At 31.4% G+C, this 2,254-nt stretch carries 2 protein-coding genes; both read left to right on the top strand.

Annotated elements, in window-relative coordinates; genetic code table 11:
- Nucleotides 1-164: 164 nt before the first annotated feature.
- Nucleotides 165-869, top strand: coding sequence for a Crp/Fnr family transcriptional regulator (locus IV73_RS05770; RefSeq protein WP_057756182.1), 705 nt, complete (start codon nucleotides 165-167; stop codon nucleotides 867-869).
- A gap of 108 nt (nucleotides 870-977) precedes the next feature.
- A partial coding sequence (locus IV73_RS05765; protein ID WP_157049555.1) for a BspA family leucine-rich repeat surface protein occupies nucleotides 978-2,254 on the top strand: 1,277 nt, incomplete at its 3' end.

Here is a 2,254-nt window from a genome sequence, read left to right as displayed (position 1 = left end):
AGCACAGCACAGCACAGCACAGCACAGCACAGCACAGCACAGCACAGCACAGCACAGTAGCTAGTGTTCTTTTAGTGTACAATAATCATCTAAATAAAAAGACACAATTAACTCGATAAGTGGGTTAGTTGTGTCTTTTTGTGTCTAATAATGGAGAAATTAAGATGAATTACGATAATAAGTATGTTAGTCACCTTTTTGAGGTGATTGATCAGATGTCCTATAAAGATATTACAGTTATTGAAAAAACAAAAAATACATATATTCATGAATCAGGGGGGGATAAATCAGATGTAATAATATTAGTCAAAGGTATTGTAATATCGTCCCTTTTAGGGACGTCGGGAAATAGATTGAATTTATGTTACTCGAAAATTCCAGGAATTATTATGCTGAAAAAAGCAACCCATAGTACAGGAGAGTATCTATGTGATATCAAAATCGATTCAGAAAAAGCGCTTTTTTATAAATTAGATGGCATAAAATTTTGGAATTTAGTCAGTAACGACGAAATACTAAGAGAATACGTATTAGAGTACATGTTCAGTAGGATTAATAGAGAAAGAGAAGTTTTAGTTAAAAGTATTGATAATACTAAATATGAACGACTTTATGCTTTTTTGTATGAATGTACGAAATTATTTGGGGTGAAAAATAGTGATGATGGATCAATATTGATTGACCACAATATAACGCATAAAACGATTGGAGATTTTTGTGGAATAAGAAATAGAAGCTCTGTAACAAGAATTATGGGGGAGTTAATAAAGGAAAATATAATAAAACAGGATTATAGAAAAATTATAGTTATGGATTTGGATTTTTTAAAGATACGGTCAGATATCTTAAATGAAAGCGCAGGGTTATAAATGTGTTTTTGATAGGGATAGAAATTAATTTAGGTAAGGAGAGGGCTCCTTGAAGATATTGATTGTTTTTGATTGGTGAAAAAACTTAAAAATAGGAGAAATATAGTTATGAAAATGGGTAAGTATTTATTATTAAGCACAACAGTTTTGGGATTAATTAATCCATTGGTGACGTTTGCAGATGATAATGGGGCTTCAAATCAACATAATACTGTGAATAATGATAAAAACATTAATAGAAAAGATAAAACACAAGCAAATGATGATAAAAATCAGGCAAATGATGCTAAAACATTAAACAGTGGAGATGCTTCTTTCCCAACTAGTGGACAGAGTGGAACTGTAACTTGGAATATAGATAGTAATGGGATATTAAATATGTCTGGAGGAGTTCTAGGCGAAGGGTTTGATGTACACGAAACTGTGGGATTATCACAAGTTGAAATACTTGATACTATAAAAGAAATTAAGATTAACGGACCATTAGAAACTACTGGATCAGCAAATAATTTATTTGGTGATTTACAACAACTAACTAAAATAGAGGGACTTGAGAACCTCAGAACAGACAATATCACAGATATGACTGACATGTTCTCAAGAGATTTTGAATTGATCGACTTAAATTTATCTAATTTTGATACCTCGAATGTAGTAAGTATGAGAACCATGTTTGGGGGAGATTTATATCTGAGGAATTTAGATGTATCAAGTTTTAATACATCTAAAGTAACAAATATGAAACAAATGTTTACATCATTAAGATTGTTGAAGAAATTGGACCTTTCAAATTTTGATACATCAAACGTTACTAATATGGATTATATGTTTTCAGATAGTGATTTATTAACAGATTTAGATGTTTCAAGTTTTAATACATCTAATGTAAAAAGTATGAAAAACATGTTTGGCCAGGACTACTCATTAACTAATTTAGATATATCAAGTTTTGACACAACTAATACTACTAATATGACATACTTCCTAAGTGAAACTCCAATTCATCGATTGGTATTAGGTAAAAAAACTCAATTAAAGGGAAACGATATAGAATTGAATAATCCGGACAATAATGAAAATTATACTGGAAAATGGCAAACCGTGGGTACAGGAGAAGATGATAATCCGAATGGGGACTTCGTAGGATTATCTAATGACATTTATGCTCGTAGTACAACAAACGTTTCTGATACGTATGTTTGGCAACCAAGAAAAGTTAAGTCGGCGGATGTAACGGTTAAATATGTCGATGAAAATGGAAAACAAATTGAAAACGACGCTATCTTAACTGGTAATGTAGGTGACGCTTATAAAGCAGATGAGAAGAATATTCCAGGATATATCTTTGCAGAAGCAAAAGATGGTAACGAAAGTGGTAAATTTAC

Origin of the sequence: Weissella kandleri, from assembly GCF_001438705.1 — a bacterium.
In the GTDB taxonomy this organism is placed as follows: domain Bacteria; phylum Bacillota; class Bacilli; order Lactobacillales; family Lactobacillaceae; genus Weissella; species Weissella kandleri.
Note: the sequence above shows the minus strand (reverse complement) of the source record. Positions and strands in the feature narration are given on the sequence as shown.

What these genes read in the sequence shown, in the direction of transcription:
- IV73_RS05770 (WP_057756182.1), top strand. Translation starts at nt 165, where the DNA reads ATGAATTACGATAATAAGTATGTTAGTCACCTTTTTGAGGTGATTGAT.